Here is a 15448-nt window from a genome sequence, read left to right on the forward strand (position 1 = left end):
AGTTGCGATATGCGTTACCTTGAGGAAGATATGTCACACAGAGAATCACATACACGCTGGAGTGGTGCAGCCCTTGCCTTGCTTGCTGCCGTTATTGCCGGTCCGGCCAGCGGCGATTCTGTCATGGTCACTCAGGCCAAGGTGCAATTGGCAAGTATTTCATTATCTGCCCCCACCGCACGCGAATGCTGGGCGCGGTATTCCTCTGCGTCTTCTTCCACTGTTATCGAGGAGGTCGCCTTTCGTGTGCCTTGCCCGGAACAGATCACACATGATTTCATGCAGGCGTTGCAACGCAGCCTCGCGGCGCGCGGCTTTTATGACGGGCAGGTGACCGGTAAACCGGATGCGCAAACGCGCGCGGCCGTGCAGGCATTTCAGGGCGCAAACGGGTTCAATAGTCCGATCCTTACGCTAGAGGCGGCGCAACAACTTGGCTTGCTGCCGATAGATGTGCAGCGCAATTGATCTGCAAGTGATGACATGAAAAACGCGCGCCTGTCGGGCGCGCGTTTTCTGTTATTGCATGTCTGAGTTGCCTCAGTCCTCCAAGCTTAGCGCCACAAACCGTGGGTCACCATCGCGGCGCAGCAGAACCAGCAAGGAACGGCGGCCCGCATCGCGCGCTTCTTCTGCACGTGCTTCCAGATCTTCGATTGTAGCGATTGGCTGTTGGTTGGCCTCGGTAATCAGATCACCTGCCATGATGCCTTTTTCAGCAGCATCGCTTCCTTCCTCAACCTCGCGCACAACCAGACCGGTGGCGCCAGCGGCAAGGCTTAATTCGTCGCGCACTGCATCATCAAGCTCTTGCAGGGTCATGCCAAGCAGGCTGGATGGTTCGGGCGCTGTGTCTTGCGAAGGTGCCGTTTCGCGGGCCGCTGCTTCGAACAATTCGCGCTGTCCGAGTGTGACGGTGAGGGCAACCTCTTCGCCACTGCGATACACGATCACCTCAACATCGCGGCCGACACCGGCATCGCCGACCCGGCGCACCAGCATGCGCGTGTCATTTACATCGCCATCGTCAAAGCGCAAGATCACATCTCCGGCCAGCATACCTGCATCCAGCGACGGGCCTTCCATCACGTCCGTGACCATGGCCCCACGCGCCTCTTCAAGTCCGATTGCCTCTGCCATCTCTTCGGTCAGGTCCTGAATACGGACACCAAGCCAGCCACGACGGGTGGAGCCGAATTCCTGCAACTGATCGACGACATTCAGCGCAACATTGGATGACATCGCAAAGCCGATCCCGATAGACCCACCAGTGGGCGACAGAATAGCGGTATTCACACCGATCACTTCGCCATCCAGATTGAACAATGGACCACCAGAATTGCCCCTGTTGATCGCGGCATCTGTCTGGATGTAGTCGTCATAATTCCCCTGCAAGGCGCGCCCGCGTGCCGAGATGATCCCGGCGCTGACAGAGAAGCCCTGACCAAGCGGGTTCCCGACAGCAATCACCCAGTCACCCACACGGGCGGCTTCCGCGTCCCCCCAAGGCACGAATGGCAAGGTGCTGTCATGGTCGACCTTCAGCAGGGCAATGTCGGTTGCCGGGTCGGTGCCGACAAGTTCAGCGTCCAGTTCAAGCCCCGAGAAGAACTCGACACGGATTTCATCGGCGCCCTCGATCACGTGGTTATTGGTTACGATATACCCGTCTTCCGAAATAACAAACCCGGAGCCAAGCGCCTGATTGCGGCGCGGCCGGTTGGGCTGTCCTTCGGGGGCGTCAAAGAAGTCGCGGAAGAAATCCTCGAACGGGGACCCTTCGGGCAGGCGTGGCGCATCATCAAGGCGGGATGCGACTGTCGTGGTCGTCGTAATGTTCACCACAGACGGGCTGACCCGTTCCGCCAGATCTGCAAAACTCTCGGGGCGGTTATCTTGTGAATGTGCAACTGTGACCAGTGCGACCACAAAGACCAGTGCCAGAGTAAGGGCATGCAGCATTTGCACAATGCCGGGATGCTCTGGGCGCTTGGTCATGACGTGAGACATCATGGAATTCTCCTATTCATGTTTTCGTTGGGCCAGCAACGCTGCCAATAGTCTTGTATGCAATCTATGACGTGTTTGCGGAAACGCAATTTTCGTTTCACTCTTTCAACCAGACGTGAAAACCTGTCAGACGCAACTGCCGCGTTGGTCAGCCTGCGCCCAGCATGCCTGAAAGCGTGACCACCACTGCCCCGATCACCAGCGCCACAAGGCCGATCATGCGGCGCGCCTCAATCGGCATGCTTGCCAACAAGCGCAGTATATCCTCAATGCGACGAGGGGCCAGTACAAAGACCAGCCCCTCGAAGACCAGAACCAACCCAATGGCCAGAACCAGTGTTTGCAATGTCATCTGCGCGTGCCCTTAATTGCCGATAATGGCTTCAAGCTCGCGCACTGCGTCGGGTTCTTCGGGGTCCGATTCCGGCGCACGTTGCAAGATCATGTCCGGATCATCGGCCAATGCGTCAGCGGCGTCGCGTGCGGCCTGAAAGATGCTTTCAGATGAACCGTCCGAGCGCAGGAAGGCGAAGAACTCGCTATCGGGGCGCAAGACCATGTTGGAATTGTCGCCGCGCAATGCACGTTCATAGCTTTGCATCGACCGCGTGAAGGCAAAGAATTCCGGGTCCAGATTGAAGGCTTCTGCATAGATGCGGTTACGCTCTGCGTCTGCCTCGCCTCGGATGATCTCTGCTTCGCGGCGCGAGGCGGAAACCAGCTCGATCACAGTACGATCTGCCAGCGCGCGAACACGCTGTGCTGCCTCGTTCCCGCGGGCCCGTTCGTCGGCTGCTTCGCGTTCACGTTCTGCGCGCATCCGGGCAAAGGTTGCTTCAAGGTTCTCTTGCGGCAGGTCGGTACGGGTCAGGCGCACGTCGATCACTTCGATCCCGAGGGTTTGCGCCTCGCGGCGTGCCAGATCGCGGATGCGGTTCATCAAACCTGTACGATCTTCCGACAACACCGCGTTGGATGGGACCGAACCCAGCACTTCACGAATGGCAGCATTCATGATGCGGTCCATGCGGCCCTGTGCTGCGCGGACACCATCAACACCAACAGCTTCGCGGAAGCGCCGCACATCGACCAGACGCCAGCGCAGGAACGCATCGACGACCAGACGGCGGTCATCCAGCGGCGTGACTTCCAGTGGCTGGGTTTGCAGGCCCAGAATACGCGAGTCGTAACGCACCACTTCCTGAATGAAAGGGATCTTGAAGCCCAGACCGGGCTCTGTGATCTCTTGCTTGACCTGACCGAATTGCAGCACCAGCACGTTTTCACGTTCGTCCACGATGAACAAAGCCGAAAACGCTGTGATAATTGCTACAACCAGAACCGGCAGAAAAAATCCTGCTTTTTTCATTAGTTGGCACTCCTTGTCCGGCTCAGCGAGTCGAGTGGCAGATACGGCAACACACCAGAGCCACCAGCTTCAGCGCCGGTTACATTGTCAAGAATGGTCAGGCTCATATCACCCAGAACGCGTTCCATCGTTTCCAGATACATACGCTTGCGTGTCACTTCGGGTGCATTCACATATTCCGAATAGACCGACACGAAACGCGCAGCTTCACCTTGTGCGTTATTCACAACTTCGGCGCGGTAGGCTTCAGCTTCTTCCTGAAGCTGTGCTGCCTGACCACGTGCCTGCGCAAGAACACGGTTTGCATAGGCATCCGCTTCGCGTTCCAGACGGTCACGTTCCTGACGCGCGGTCTGCACATCGCGGAAGGCGTTGATCACCTGCTCTGGCGGGTCGGCCTTGTCGAAGTTGACACGAATGACGTTGATCCCGGATTCGTAGCTGTCCAGAAGCCCTTGAACCGCTGCACGCAGATCCGCCGCGATCGAGCCGCGGTCGCGGTTCAGAATTGGCGACAGTTCAGAGCGTGCGATAATATCACGCATCGCAGATTCTGACGCGGCGCGCACTGTTTCGCGCGGATCGGCCAGATTGAACAGGAAGCGCGCGGGATCGGTGACATTCCAGACGACCTGGAATTCAATGTCCACAACCGCTTCGTCGCGGGTCAGCATCAGGCCGGTATCCAGCGCGCTGCGCCCTGTGCCCACCTCGGTCACGCGCTCGGTGGTGACCTGCACGACCTCATGCGAGACGACAGGCCAAGGGGCGAAGTTCAGGCCCGGATTGCCAGTCTTGTAATACTGCCCGAACAGCAGTTCGACCGAACGCTCTTCGGGGCGTACAGTGTAGAACGATGCGAAAGCCCACATCACCACCAGCGCGACAAGGCCGATAAGAACGCCACGTTTCGAAAAACCAGGCCCCCCGGTTCCATTGCCGCCGCGACCACCGCCACCGCCGCCCATCAGAACGCGCAACTGCTCTTGGCCTTTTTTCACGATCTCATCAATTTCGGGCATGGGAGGCTGGCCATCACCGCCGCGGCCACCGCCGCCGCTGCCGCGATTTCCACCGCCGCGATTGCCGCCCCCTCCCCAAGGTCCACCGTTGTTCCCAGACATCCGGACTCCATTCATTGTTTTGGTTTCATGTTTTGTCAGAAGGTGGGCTGAAGCCCGCCTAAATCAACCCTCAATCAGTGTGGCTGCGCGTCGCAGTCCGCATTGTGACCAGTTCCTCCGCCATCGTCGGATGCACAGCCAAGGTACGGTCAAAATCCGCTTTCGTTGCATCCATGGCAACAGCGACCCCCGCAAGCTGGATCATCTCCCCCGCATGGTCAGAAACGATATGGCACCCTAGCACCTTGTCGGTCTTGCGGCAAACGATCAGCTTCATCATCGCGCGATTGTCACGGCCTGCGAACAGGCTGTGCATGGGCCGGAAGGCCGCGCAATAGACATCGACAGGGCCTTGCGCGCGGGCGTCCTCTTCGGTCAGGCCGACCGTGCCATATTCCGGCTGCGTGAAAATGGCAGTGGGGATCAGGCCATGATCGAAATATGTGGGTTTGCCGCCGAACACTGTGTCGGCAAAAGCATGCCCTTCGCGGATGGCCACCGGGGTCAGATTGGCGCGGTCAGTCACATCGCCCACAGCATAGATCGAAGGGATGCTTGTCTGGCTATACTGATCGACCTTGATCGCACCATTTGCTTTCAGCTCCATCCCAAGCGCCTGTAGCCCTAGGCCATCGGTATTAGGGCGACGCCCGGTTGCAAACAGCACTGCATCATAGCTGCCATCATGGCCCGTCGTCGCCTTGACCCATGTCTGCCCGTCGCGTTCTTCCATTTCCAGCACATCCGTTCCCAGTTGCAAATCAACGCCATTTCCCAGCATTTCATTCGCAATATGGCCGCGCGCCTCTTCATCGAAGCCGCGCAGGATTTGCGCGCCGCGGTAGAATTGTGTGGTCTTGACCCCAAGGCCGTTAAAGATGCAGGCAAACTCGCTGGCAATATATCCGCCCCCAACAATCAGCAGCGATTTTGGCAATTGTTCCATCTTGAACACGTCGTTCGAGGTCATGGCCCCGAAACCCTGCCACTTCTCCGGAACGACGGGGCGCCCACCCGTGGCAATCAAGATATGCTTGGATGTGACCTCTCGCCCGTCGGCAAGGCGTATCTCATGCGGGCCTGCGACTGTGGCGCGACAGTCGAAAATCTCGACGCCCGCGCGTTCCAGATTGCCGCGATATGCGCCTTCCAGCCGGTCAAGTTCGCGGTCCAGCTTGTTGCGGAATGCACTCCAGTCAAACCCTGCGATTTGCGCATCCCAGCCATAAGCCTGCGCATCCGCAACCGCGCCGGGAAAGCCAGAGGCAAAAACCATCAGCTTCTTGGGAACACAGCCACGAATGACGCATGTGCCCCCCATGCGGTATTCTTCTGCAAGCGCGACCTTTGCCCCGTATTCTGACGCGGCAATCCGTGCAGCACGCACGCCGCCAGAGCCGCCGCCTATGACAAACAGGTCGTAGTCAAAACTCATCGTCACCCCTTACAGGTCAGAGAAAATGTTGCGCGAATCCTCAAGGTCGATCTGGCGGGTGCTTGTCTCGGGGGTGCCGCTGCTGAGGTCGCGTAATTCGCATGTTCCATCGGCATGGCCAATCACAACCTGATCCGCAATATCGACGAACAATCCATTCTCGACCACGCCGGGCACCTGATTCAGCACCAATGCCAACTGGCGCGGATTGCCGATCCGGCCAAGGTCCAGATCAAGGATATAGTTGCCTTCATCCGTCACAAAGGGCTTGTCGCCATTCACGCGCAGGCTGGAATTCTGGCCCATCACATCCATCGAGGCCAGAACCTCTTCGACAAGTGCCTTGGTCGCGCGCCAGCCAAAGGGGATCACCTCGACAGGAAGGGGGAAAGCGCCCAGCGTCTTCACTTCCTTGGCCGCATCGGTGATCACGATCATCTGGTCAGAGGCGGTCGCCACAATCTTTTCTTGCAACAGTGCCCCGCCGCCACCCTTGATCAATGTCAGTTCGGCATCGAATTCATCAGCGCCATCTATGGTCAGGTCCAGCCAGCGCGCCTCGTCCAGCGAGACGACATTAATCCCGACATCGCGCGCCAGTTGCGCCGTGCGCGTAGATGTCGGCACCGCGATTATGCGTAGCCCTTCCTGCTTAATCCGTGTGCCAAGCCGACGCACCATCCATGCCGCCGTGGACCCGGTTCCAAGCCCGACCCGCATACCATCCTGCACGAAATCGGCTGCGCAATGCGCGGCTGTGTATTTGGCGCGGTCAATGGGAGTAAGTTGGTCGGTCATCGCGGTCCCTCTATCTCGGTCGCGCGCCTTATAGGCTTTTTGCGGGGTAGGATAAAAGCAGAATCGGTCCTGTACTGGCGTGATCGTACAGCGGCAAGCTTAACGCTGGATCGACTGTAGATAGGCATCAAGCGCGGCGATCCGTTCGGGCACAGGACAAGAGAGGCCCTGATCCGTCTGCACTCTGGTCAGCCTGCCGGTCAACAGATCACCGAAATTTGGCATTTCGATATCCGAATAGACAACGGCACCGCGCGCGTAACCATCAAGCTTGTCCAACACCATGCTTTGCGGATAAGTGCCACCGGCACGCGCCGCGATACCGGTCAGGTCCGGCACCTGCGCCCCGCCGCGCCCGTCGTCACCATGACATGCGGCACAGTTCTGCGCATAAATATTGCTGCCTGCTTGCGGGCTGGTCCAAGGCGAACAGGCCGCGCCAGAGAGCATCAGCAAAGCCGCAAGCGACACGATTTTTCCAGTCGGTTTCATAGCCGCAAGACTGCCGTATTTTGCGCCCCCTGCCAAGGGGCGATAGCTGCCGCTGGTCTGGTTTCGCGCAATTCATGTCGCTGCGCGCTATCTCAAGCACGCAGTTTACGGTTAGACAGGTCCAAGTTTGCATCACGAAGGAGCGCGCGCATGTTCTTGTCAGTCTTCGACATGTTCAAGATCGGGATTGGACCATCTTCATCTCACACAATGGGGCCTATGGTGGCGGCGGCACGGTTTCTGGACCATTTGCGGGGACTGTCCTTTTCTGTTGCAGGGCTGCGCGCATCGTTGCACGGATCACTTGCTTTCACCGGGGTTGGTCATGCGACAGATCGTGCGGTGATCCTTGGCTTGGCTGGGTTTACGCCCGACACCTATGACGCCGCGCAGGCAGAGCAGGCATTGAGCGATATTGCCGCCAATGGCTGGATTGATGCAAAAGGTCTGGGCAGGCTGTCATTTGCACCCAAGACCGATTTGATCTTTGACTATGACACACGGCTTCCTGGCCATTCAAACGGTCTGCGCCTGATGGCAACTGATGCGCAGGGCGACGTGATTGCGCAGGAAACCTATTATTCAATAGGTGGCGGTTTTGTTGTGACCGAGGCAGAGCTTAGCGCGCCACCGCGCAAACCCACAGCCGATTTCCCCTATCCCTTTGAGACCGCGGCGCAGATGCTGGTCATGGCGCGCGACAGTGGCAAGTCCATCGCCGCCATGAAGCGGGCAAACGAATTGGCCGTTCGTGGACCGATTGCGCTGGATCAGGGGATGCGGCGGATCTGGCAAGTGATGAATGACTGTATAGACCGGGGGATGACAGCCGAGGGAATTTTGCCGGGGGGGTTGCAGGTGCGCAGGCGCGCGGCTGCTATTCGCGCAGCGCTGGAGGCAGAGCGCGGCCTAAACCTGAACGCGCCACATACGATCAATGACTGGATCAGTGTGTATGCAATGGCGGTAAACGAAGAAAACGCCGCAGGCGGGCAAGTGGTGACAGCCCCGACCAATGGTGCCGCAGGCGTTGTGCCTGCAACGATCCGATACTGGCTGGACCATGTGCCCGGCGCAAGCGAGGCGCGTGTGGGCGAGTTTCTACTGACTGCTGCTGCGATCGGTGGGCTGGTCAAGCACAATGCCTCAATCTCTGGCGCGGAATGCGGTTGTCAGGCCGAGGTGGGGTCTGCGGCTGCAATGGCGGCTGCCGGGCTTGCCGCAGTGCTTGGCGGCACGCCTGAACAAGTTGAAAACGCCGCCGAAATTGCGCTGGAACACCACCTTGGCATGACATGTGACCCGGTGAAGGGGTTGGTTCAGGTCCCATGTATCGAACGCAATGGGCTGGGTGCGATCAAGGCGATATCAGCCGCCAGCCTTGCGCTGCGCGGGGATGGGACGCATTTCATGCCGCTGGACAATTGCATCGAAGCCATGCGCCAGACAGGCGCGGACATGTCGGAAAAATACAAGGAAACTGCGCTTGGCGGCTTGGCGGTGAATGTGCCGAACTGTTAGGGTGTGGCGCTGACACATGAGGCTCCGATGGTGGGTTTGGGGGCCGTTGCCGTTTTTAGGCAGCGCGGAAGCAAGGCCGCAGGCCGCCGTGACTTAAAGGGCCGCACCCACGGCACGGCGATTTGGCTACGCCCAGCGCAACGATCTGATCTCTCAAGGACTTGGCCAGCATAAAGCGCTATAGAGTAAACCTTGGATCGCCGCACCGCGGCCCGACGCGACGCGACGCGGCGTTGCACCCGGCTTTGCTATGTCCGCAAAGTCCCGCGAACACTGAACGTCGTCGCTCGAGGTAGCACTTTGTGCGCGGGGCAGAACACTGGGGCGGCTTCGTGGCGATTTGCGGCAGATCATGGTTTTTGTACCACCGCATACGCATAGTGAACACTCTGGCATACTGATCTAAGGAGGCATGGATGGATCTGTTCGAAGTCGAGGTCACCTGTCCCGACAAGGACAGTGCACGAAAGATCGCAAGTGCATGTCTGCGCAAGAAACTGGTCGCTTGTGCCAATCTTCTGCCGAAGATTGAGAGCCTGTTCATCTGGCAGGGTCAGATTGATTCAGAATCCGAAGTCTTGCTACGGTTGAAGACTCCGGCGGATAATTTCGACGCGGTTTGTGCGCAAATCCGTGCCACGCATCCCTTTGAATTACCTGCAATCATCGCGCTCCCTGTACAGGCAGTGGGGCCGGGTGTCGCCGACTGGATTGCGCAGGAAACTCAGCTTGCGAAGATCTGCGACTGATCGGCAAAACCCTTTACCTCGATAGGGTTGCCGGACGGGTCGCGGAAAAACATTGTCCATTGTTCACCCGGTTGCCCTTCGAAACGCAGGGACGGGGGCAGGACAAATTCGACACCGGCCACTTCCAGCCGTTTCGCCAGTTCCGAAAACCGCTCTGCATCCAGCACCAGACCGAAATGGGGCATCGGGACCATGTGATCTCCGACCTTGCCGGTGGGGGCATTGCTGAAGGGTTCGCCCTTGTGCAGGCTGATCTGATGGCCAAAAAAGTCGAAATCGACCCAAGTGTCCGTGCTACGCCCCTCTTTGCATCCAAGAATCTGGCCGTAGAACTGGCGCGCCTCATCCAGATCGCGGACGTGATAGGCGAAATGAAACGGCATTAACATGGCTTCTCCTTCATGGCGCTGTGAACGGTGCACGAGTTGGAACGCATGTCCCACAAGTTACGCAAGATTTGCAAGGCTCATCCCGAACGTGGTGCCGCCGCGCGCCGTAACCGGTCGTTTATCGCAGCACCCAGCCCGTGATCTGGCACAGGGGCAACAGCAATCGGCTGGCCGGTCGCATCTGCTTCATGCAGCACGGCAAATAGCCGAGAGGCGGCCTCGTCCAGGTTGCCTGTCGGTGAAAGGGTCAGTCTGGCTTCGGCACATTGTGGGCCAAAGCCGATCCAGATCTCACCGGGTTTCGGGGCATTTGCGTTCAGGCGCAGTGTCGCGCGCGGCGCATAATGGGATGCAAGCTGACCGGGCGCGGTGATCTTGTCCCTCGTGGAGGGGGCGGCGCAGGTGCCGAGGCAGTTTGCGATTGCCTCGCGGCTAATGCCGCCTTCGCGCAAGATAACTGGCATGCCGTCTTCGAAACCGACGATGGTGGATTCCAGCCCGACCGCGCAGCTTCCGCCATCCAGAATGGCCGCAATGCGCCCTTCAAGCCCGCCCAGAACATGCGCCACCGTTGTCGGGCTGATTCGTCCCGATGGGTTGGCGGATGGCGCGGCAAGCGGTGCGCCAAATTCGGCAAGCAGCCTCTGCGCCAGCGGGTGCGCAGGCACCCGGATGGCCACTGTCTGTAGCCCCGCCGTGACTGCTGGTGCCAAGCCATGACCCGTGCGAAGCGGCGCAACCAATGTCAGCGGGCCGGGCCAGAAAGCGGATGCCAACGACAGGGCGGCTGGCGGTAATTCGGCGATGCGCTGCGCCTCTGCCACAGAGGCGACATGCACGATCAGCGGATTGAAGGACGGGCGCCCTTTGGCAGCGAAAATGGCCGCGACCGCATCTGCATTACGCGCATCACCTGCCAGACCATAGACAGTTTCCGTTGGCATTGCGACCAACTGGCCTGCGCACAGCAAGCGTGCAGCATTGGCAATGCCGTCTGGGTCCGGGGCAAGTATCAGTGTCTTGTGGGGCAGATGTTTCATAATTGTGACGCGGCGTTTCGGTTTGGAATCCTGCCTTACATCGCTATGACAGGGGGGTTGCATCGTCATATGCGCTTGGTGTCACCTTGCCAAGTCAGTCTGACTTTACTCTTTCTGAAGGAGCCAAGAATGCCTTATCGCGCCCCGATCCCGGATTTTGCCTTCATACTGGATCATGTGGTCGCATTTGATCAGGTGCGCCAGACAGAGCGCTTCAGCGAGGCCACCCCCGAGACAACCCGCGCAATCCTGACCGAGGCAGGCAAACTGTGTGAAACAGTGCTGGCCCCGTTGCAGCGTGTGGGTGACCAGAATCCGGCGCGGCTGGAAAATGGCGTGGTGCGCACCAGCCCTGGCTTTGCGCAGGCATTCGCGGCAATGGCAGAAGGGGGCTGGCTGGGCATGGCCGCCGACCCGGAATATGGGGGGCTTGGACTGCCGCAAACCCTTGCCACAGCGGTCAATGACATGATGTCTTCGGCCTGTCTGGCTTTGCAGCTTTCGCCGCTCATGACCCAAGGTCAGATCGAGGCGCTGGAAAACCACGCGGATGAGACGCTGAAAACATGTTACCTGCCGAAGCTGATTTCGGGGCAATGGTGCGGCACGATGAACCTGACAGAGCCGCAGGCCGGCAGTGATGTCGGCGCGCTGCGCACCAAGGCGGACCCCAATGGCGATGGCACCTATGCGATAACGGGGCAGAAAATCTATATCTCTTGGGGTGATAATGATTTCACGGAAAATGTGTGCCATCTGGTCTTGGCGCGCTTGCCCGACGGCGCAGCGGGGACACGTGGAATCAGCCTGTTCATGGTGCCAAAGCATATCCCTGACGCGCAGGGCAATCCGGGCACGCGCAATGCTCTGCGTGTCGTCAGTCTGGAACACAAGATGGGGCTGCACGGCTCTCCGACTGCGGTGATGGAATATGACCGTGCCACGGGCTGGCTGGTGGGCGAGGCGCATCAGGGTATGGCGGCCATGTTCACCATGATGAATAATGCGCGTGTGGGCGTCGGTGTTCAGGGCATCGGGGTCGCCGAAGGTGCGTTTCAGCATGCGCTGGGCTATGCGCTGGATCGCAAACAGGGCAAGACACCGCTGACCGGGGCCGGGGCTATCGTGGAACATGCAGATGTGCGGCGCGCGCTTTCGGTCATGAAGGCCGAAATTTTCGCAGCGCGCGCGATTGCGCTTGCCAATAGTGTTGCCATCGACATGGCGCGCGCGACCGGGGCCGAAGAGTGGCAGTCCCGTGCAGCGCTGCTGACCCCGATCACAAAGGCGCATGGCACCGATATCGGATGCGAGGTTGCCAGTGCAGGAATGCAGGTGCATGGCGGCATGGGCTTTATCGAGGAGACAGGGGCTGCGCAGTATCTGCGTGATGTGCGTGTGACCACGATCTATGAAGGCACAAACGGTATTCAGGCGATGGACCTTGTCGGCCGCAAGATGATGGATGGCGGCGAGGCCGCGTTTCGCCTGTTGCAGGAAGTCGAGGATGGTGCCGAAGCCGCACGAGAGAGCTTGCCCGATCTTGCCGAACAGGTCTGGCAGGCCGCAGAAAGCCTGCGCGAGGCGACAGAGTGGCTGGTCGCGCAGGATATGCAGGACCGGTTTGCCGGGGCGACAGCCTATCTGCGCGCCTTCGCCCGCATCCTCGGCGCGCATTACCACCTGAAAGCCGCCTTGGCCGGTGATGCACGGCGCCGCGCACTGGCCGAAGTTTTCATCACGCGGGTGTTGCCCGAACATGTCGGTTTGCTGGCACAGGCACGGGCAGGGGCGGCATCGCTCTATGCGCTGAGCGACGAGGATCTGGCCGCATGATGGATGGCGGGGAAATGGGCGGGTTGCGCTATCCTTTTGAGGTGGTCCCCGAAGAGGGCACGGTCACTGAAATCGCGCCCGGTGTGCTGTGGGCGCGGCTGCCCCTGCCGATGGCGCTGGATCATGTGAATGTGTATATTCTGGACGATGGCGATGGCTGGACAGTCTTTGATACCGGCCTTGATACACGGCGCACCCGCGGGATCTGGGCCAAGCTGTTATCCGGCCCCTTGCGCGGCAAGCGTGTCCGGCGCGTGATTGCCAGCCACCACCACCCCGACCATATCGGACTGGCGGGCTGGTTTCAGGCTGATGGCGCAGAGCTTTGGGCCAGCCGCACAGCGTGGCTTTTTGCACGTATGCTGGTGCTGGATGAACAGGATCGCCCCGCCCCTGAAACGGCAGAATTCTGGCGCAAGTCGGGGATGGACCCGGAGATCCTTGAGCGTCGCCTGCAAGAGCGCCCGTTCAATTTCTGCGATAGGGTGGCCCCGCTGCCGCTGGGGTTCCGTCAGCTTCGCGAGGGGCATGTGTTTCGTGCGGCAGGGCGTGACTGGGATATCCGGCTGGGGCAGGGCCATGCGCCCGATCAGATCACACTCTGGAGTCGCGATTGCAATCTGGTGCTTGGGGCAGACCAGCTTTTGCCCTCGATCTCGCCCAATCTTGGGGTCTATGCCACCGAGCCAGAGGCCGACCCTGTTGCGGACTGGCTGCAAAGTTGCGAGGCGTTTCAAAAGGTCGCGCGCGAGGATCATCTGGTCTTGCCCGGTCATAAACTGCCTTTCACCGGGCTGCCGCTGCGCCTGAGCCAGAAAATCGAGAACCACCACGGCGCATTGCGCCGCCTTCATGCGCATCTGGCCATGCCGCGCAAGGCGTCGGACTGTTTTGCCCCGCTTTTCAAGCGTCAGATTTCTGAAGATGTCTATGGGCTGGCCTTGGTTGAAGCTGTGGCGCATCTGAATCATCTGGTCGCAACAGGGCGCGTGCGGCGTTATGCTGGCGAAGATGGCGTCTGGCTTTGGCAGGCCCTTGGCGAAACGGGGCAGGTCGCGGTGCAAGGGGGGTGACAGGGGCGGATGGATCGGCTATCGGACAGATAAAAGTTGAATCTGCAGGAGGTTATTATGGCAGAGCATGAGCATGGCAAGATGGATATCAGCGAACAGGAAAAAACCTTTAACGGGTTTGTGCGCTGGTCAACCTGGGGCGCGGTTATCAGCATCGGCGTTCTGATCTTTCTGGCACTTGCCAATTCCTGATACCGCGAACGCGCGCACAAGGCCCAGAATATGATCTTATCAGGCAGTGTCCGGCATCTGCGCCGGCTAACTATCGGCGTTTTCGTGCTTTGCAGTTTGTTTCTGCTGTCAGCTTGCGCGCAACAAGTCTGGGCCACTGACGAAGCTGTGCAGGCGGCGCGGCATAACCATGGCGGCGCACCCGAACTGACGCTGGTGACGATCATGAATTATGGCTCAGGCCGGGGCGATCATACGGCCCTGTTCATCAACGGATCGGAACGTGTAGTTTTTGACCCCGCGGGTAGCTGGTCGCTTGCCACCATCCCCGAACGCAATGATGTCCATTTCGGAATGACCTATGCGGCAGGCGCGTCCTTCTACGCCAGCCATGTGCGCCCGTCACATTATGCCGTAGTGCAAAGGCTTGTCGTGTCGCCAGAGGTGGCAGAACAGGCAATGGCACTTGCGCTACAAGCCGGGCCCGTCCCCCCTGCGCGCTGCGCCTCGGCGACTGCGGCGCTTTTGCGCCAGCTTCCAGGTTTTGGGGGCATTCGTACGACATTCTTCCCCAATGTCCTGATGCAGAATTTTGCGCAAATCGAAGGTGTGCAGACCTTTGAGTTGCACCATGACGCACCCGATTATCAGACCGATCTTATGCGGGTGCAGCGGCCGCTGTGACGCAGGGATGACAGATTTCGTCTACGCGCCACCCGATGCGGCCCCTGTCATCCTTTATGAAGATCATGAACTGGTTTTCGTCGACAAGCCTGCTGGTCTGCTGTCGGTTCCCGGCAAAGGCCCGGATCTGGCGGATTGCATGATCGCGCGATTGCGCGTCGGGTTTCCGGAAATCCTGCTGGTGCACCGGCTGGATCTGGACACGTCCGGGGTCATGGTTTTCGCGCGCACACCTCATGCACAGCGCCATCTGGGCCTTCAATTCGAGAAACGTCAGACCCGCAAGACCTATATCGCGCGCGTTGCCGGGCAGGTTGCACAGCGGTCGGGGCAGGTCGATCTGCCCTTGGGCGTGGATTGGCCAAATAGGCCACGCCAGATGGTATGCCACGAGACAGGGCGCCCGGCCCTGACCGACTGGGCGTTGATCCGCCATGAAGAGGGCACCTCCAGACTGCGCTTAATGCCGAAAACCGGGCGCAGCCACCAGTTGCGCGTGCATATGCAGGTGATCGGGCACCCGATTCTGGGCGATCCGCTATATGCAAGCGGTACTGCACGGGACTATCCGCGTATGATGTTACATGCAAAAGAATTGCGGCTGCGCCATCCCGACGGGGGCCGCGGACTGACCATTTCTGCCAAGGTTGCGTTCTGATCTGATGGCTATGGGGGCGACTGCCCCCTCTTGCGCCAAGGCGCAATTCACCCCCGTGAGTATTTTGAGCAAGAAAATGTTGATAGACATTGCCTATCA

General features: G+C 59.4%; 17 protein-coding genes. 8 read left to right on the forward strand and 9 right to left on the reverse strand.

The window, feature by feature from the left end; genetic code table 11:
- Window positions 1–30: 30 nt before the first annotated feature.
- Entirely contained in the window at window positions 31–468 is a 438-nt protein-coding gene (locus EV660_RS10470) for a peptidoglycan-binding domain-containing protein (RefSeq protein WP_157798924.1), read from the forward strand.
- A 72-nt stretch (window positions 469–540) separates the two neighbouring features.
- Here EV660_RS10470 and EV660_RS10475 read toward each other — a convergent pair whose 3' ends face one another.
- The 7 genes from EV660_RS10475 to EV660_RS10505 form a co-directional block, all read right to left on the reverse strand.
- Complete coding sequence (locus EV660_RS10475; RefSeq protein WP_084634828.1) at window positions 541–2013, reverse strand: Do family serine endopeptidase; 1473 nt, start codon at window positions 2011–2013, stop codon at window positions 541–543.
- 145 nt (window positions 2014–2158) lie between these two features.
- Window positions 2159–2362, reverse strand: a complete 204-nt coding sequence (locus EV660_RS10480; protein WP_071480431.1) for a DUF2065 domain-containing protein — start codon at window positions 2360–2362, stop codon at window positions 2159–2161.
- Window positions 2363–2374: 12 nt separating this feature from the next.
- Entirely contained in the window at window positions 2375–3379 is a 1005-nt protein-coding gene (gene hflC, locus EV660_RS10485; RefSeq protein WP_084634830.1) for a protease modulator HflC, read from the reverse strand.
- Entirely contained in the window at window positions 3379–4503 is a 1125-nt protein-coding gene (gene hflK / locus EV660_RS10490; protein ID WP_071480432.1) for an FtsH protease activity modulator HflK, read from the reverse strand. Before hflK ends, hflC begins: the two co-directional genes overlap by 1 nt.
- Before the next feature lie 70 nt (window positions 4504–4573).
- Window positions 4574–5938, reverse strand: coding sequence for a glutathione-disulfide reductase (gene gorA / locus EV660_RS10495; protein WP_071480433.1), 1365 nt, complete (start codon window positions 5936–5938; stop codon window positions 4574–4576).
- 9 nt (window positions 5939–5947) lie between these two features.
- Complete coding sequence (rpiA, locus tag EV660_RS10500; protein ID WP_071480434.1) at window positions 5948–6736, reverse strand: ribose-5-phosphate isomerase RpiA; 789 nt, start codon at window positions 6734–6736, stop codon at window positions 5948–5950.
- Window positions 6737–6835: 99 nt separating this feature from the next.
- Window positions 6836–7228 carry a c-type cytochrome gene (locus EV660_RS10505; protein WP_071480435.1) on the reverse strand — a complete coding sequence of 131 codons (393 nt, stop codon included), beginning with the start codon at window positions 7226–7228 and terminating at the stop codon, window positions 6836–6838.
- Between the two features lie 150 nt (window positions 7229–7378).
- Here EV660_RS10505 and EV660_RS10510 point away from each other — a divergent pair, with 150 nt between their 5' ends.
- Both EV660_RS10510 and cutA read left to right on the forward strand, forming a co-directional pair.
- The gene (locus EV660_RS10510; RefSeq protein ID WP_071480436.1) at window positions 7379–8749 is read left to right on the forward strand and encodes an L-serine ammonia-lyase; all 1371 of its coding nucleotides are present in this window, start codon (window positions 7379–7381) and stop codon (window positions 8747–8749) included.
- Between the two features lie 416 nt (window positions 8750–9165).
- Window positions 9166–9498 (forward strand): divalent-cation tolerance protein CutA, encoded by a 333-nt coding sequence (gene cutA, locus EV660_RS10515; RefSeq protein ID WP_071480437.1) that lies wholly within the window; start codon window positions 9166–9168, stop codon window positions 9496–9498.
- Here the strand turns inward: cutA and EV660_RS10520 are convergent.
- Together EV660_RS10520 and EV660_RS10525 are read right to left on the reverse strand one after the other, a co-directional pair.
- The gene (locus tag EV660_RS10520) at window positions 9474–9887 is read right to left on the reverse strand and encodes a VOC family protein (protein WP_071482027.1); all 414 of its coding nucleotides are present in this window, start codon (window positions 9885–9887) and stop codon (window positions 9474–9476) included. The genes cutA and EV660_RS10520 overlap by 25 nt on opposite strands.
- Before the next feature lie 77 nt (window positions 9888–9964).
- Entirely contained in the window at window positions 9965–10927 is a 963-nt protein-coding gene (locus EV660_RS10525; protein WP_184409753.1) for an L-threonylcarbamoyladenylate synthase, read from the reverse strand.
- A gap of 129 nt (window positions 10928–11056) precedes the next feature.
- Here EV660_RS10525 and EV660_RS10530 point away from each other — a divergent pair, with 129 nt between their 5' ends.
- Genes EV660_RS10530 through EV660_RS10550 form a run of 5 tightly spaced genes read left to right on the forward strand, consistent with a single transcriptional unit; the run spans window position 11057 to window position 15349 of the window.
- Entirely contained in the window at window positions 11057–12763 is a 1707-nt protein-coding gene (locus EV660_RS10530) for an acyl-CoA dehydrogenase (protein ID WP_071480438.1), read from the forward strand.
- Window positions 12760–13836: an MBL fold metallo-hydrolase gene (locus EV660_RS10535; protein WP_084634831.1), complete on the forward strand. Its 1077-nt coding sequence runs from the start codon at window positions 12760–12762 to the stop codon at window positions 13834–13836. The genes EV660_RS10530 and EV660_RS10535 overlap by 4 nt, the downstream gene beginning before the upstream one ends.
- Before the next feature lie 57 nt (window positions 13837–13893).
- The gene (locus EV660_RS10540) at window positions 13894–14028 is read left to right on the forward strand and encodes an aa3-type cytochrome c oxidase subunit IV (RefSeq protein ID WP_071480439.1); all 135 of its coding nucleotides are present in this window, start codon (window positions 13894–13896) and stop codon (window positions 14026–14028) included.
- 30 nt (window positions 14029–14058) lie between these two features.
- On the forward strand, window positions 14059–14691 hold the full coding sequence (locus tag EV660_RS10545; RefSeq protein WP_071480440.1) for a hypothetical protein: 633 nt from the start codon (window positions 14059–14061) through the stop codon (window positions 14689–14691).
- A 7-nt stretch (window positions 14692–14698) separates the two neighbouring features.
- Window positions 14699–15349 carry an RluA family pseudouridine synthase gene (locus EV660_RS10550; protein ID WP_071480441.1) on the forward strand — a complete coding sequence of 217 codons (651 nt, stop codon included), beginning with the start codon at window positions 14699–14701 and terminating at the stop codon, window positions 15347–15349.
- The last annotated feature ends 99 nt before the right edge of the window (window positions 15350–15448 follow it).

The sequence above is a fragment of the Roseinatronobacter bogoriensis DSM 18756 genome, assembly GCF_004366635.1.
Lineage (GTDB): Bacteria > Pseudomonadota > Alphaproteobacteria > Rhodobacterales > Rhodobacteraceae > Roseinatronobacter > Roseinatronobacter bogoriensis.

Excerpts from the sequence above, each read along its gene's own strand:
- EV660_RS10470 (WP_157798924.1), top strand. The coding sequence starts at position 31 with ATGTCACACAGAGAATCACATACACGCTGGAGTGGTGCAGCCCTTGCC.
- EV660_RS10475 (WP_084634828.1), bottom strand. The coding sequence starts at position 2,013 with ATGATGTCTCACGTCATGACCAAGCGCCCAGAGCATCCCGGCATTGTG.
- EV660_RS10480 (WP_071480431.1), bottom strand. The coding sequence starts at position 2,362 with ATGACATTGCAAACACTGGTTCTGGCCATTGGGTTGGTTCTGGTCTTC.
- hflC (WP_084634830.1), bottom strand. The coding sequence starts at position 3,379 with ATGAAAAAAGCAGGATTTTTTCTGCCGGTTCTGGTTGTAGCAATTATC.
- hflK (WP_071480432.1), bottom strand. The coding sequence starts at position 4,503 with ATGTCTGGGAACAACGGTGGACCTTGGGGAGGGGGCGGCAATCGCGGC.
- gorA (WP_071480433.1), bottom strand. The coding sequence starts at position 5,938 with ATGAGTTTTGACTACGACCTGTTTGTCATAGGCGGCGGCTCTGGCGGC.
- rpiA (WP_071480434.1), bottom strand. The coding sequence starts at position 6,736 with ATGACCGACCAACTTACTCCCATTGACCGCGCCAAATACACAGCCGCG.
- EV660_RS10505 (WP_071480435.1), bottom strand. The coding sequence starts at position 7,228 with ATGAAACCGACTGGAAAAATCGTGTCGCTTGCGGCTTTGCTGATGCTC.
- EV660_RS10510 (WP_071480436.1), top strand. The coding sequence starts at position 7,379 with ATGTTCTTGTCAGTCTTCGACATGTTCAAGATCGGGATTGGACCATCT.
- cutA (WP_071480437.1), top strand. The coding sequence starts at position 9,166 with ATGGATCTGTTCGAAGTCGAGGTCACCTGTCCCGACAAGGACAGTGCA.
- EV660_RS10520 (WP_071482027.1), bottom strand. The coding sequence starts at position 9,887 with ATGTTAATGCCGTTTCATTTCGCCTATCACGTCCGCGATCTGGATGAG.
- EV660_RS10525 (WP_184409753.1), bottom strand. The coding sequence starts at position 10,927 with ATGAAACATCTGCCCCACAAGACACTGATACTTGCCCCGGACCCAGAC.
- EV660_RS10530 (WP_071480438.1), top strand. The coding sequence starts at position 11,057 with ATGCCTTATCGCGCCCCGATCCCGGATTTTGCCTTCATACTGGATCAT.
- EV660_RS10535 (WP_084634831.1), top strand. The coding sequence starts at position 12,760 with ATGATGGATGGCGGGGAAATGGGCGGGTTGCGCTATCCTTTTGAGGTG.
- EV660_RS10540 (WP_071480439.1), top strand. The coding sequence starts at position 13,894 with ATGGCAGAGCATGAGCATGGCAAGATGGATATCAGCGAACAGGAAAAA.
- EV660_RS10545 (WP_071480440.1), top strand. The coding sequence starts at position 14,059 with ATGATCTTATCAGGCAGTGTCCGGCATCTGCGCCGGCTAACTATCGGC.
- EV660_RS10550 (WP_071480441.1), top strand. The coding sequence starts at position 14,699 with ATGACAGATTTCGTCTACGCGCCACCCGATGCGGCCCCTGTCATCCTT.